The sequence below is a fragment of the Vibrio sp. 10N.222.55.C6 genome (assembly GCF_041473395.1).
Lineage (GTDB): Bacteria > Pseudomonadota > Gammaproteobacteria > Enterobacterales > Vibrionaceae > Vibrio > Vibrio crassostreae_C.
Genome location: NZ_JBFRSD010000502.1, coordinates 1 through 303 on the forward strand (window position 1 = coordinate 1; position 303 = coordinate 303).

The window sequence follows — 303 nt, forward strand, 5'->3', positions numbered from 1 at the left end:
CGGTAAAGCTTGAGCTATCAAGTTCGTAGTTTCCTGATTTATATGCTGATTGGTCGTCTTGTAATGAGAGCTTCATTTCGACTGGGAACTTACCACCCAGATATGCATATCCTATTTGTTCTCTTATCGTTCTGGCTTGTTTACCATCTTTGCCTGGTAATGTTCTTGTGATTGGTTGTTCGTGTTCTGGGAAGATTTCTACTTTCAACATATCTTTTCCTTAAGCTACGTAAGCTTTAAACGGCAGCACATTTGATTGCGCTACTTTCGGTAGTTGATACCAAGATGGTATCTGTAGGGGCT

1 protein-coding gene is annotated in these 303 nt (G+C 40.6%); it reads right to left on the bottom strand.

Annotated elements, in window-relative coordinates; all coding sequences use genetic code 11:
* The coding region (locus AB4486_RS24805) for a single-stranded DNA-binding protein (protein WP_372119349.1) at positions 1-211 on the bottom strand (211 nt) is incomplete at its 3' end.
* Between the last annotated feature and the right edge of the window lie 92 nt (positions 212-303).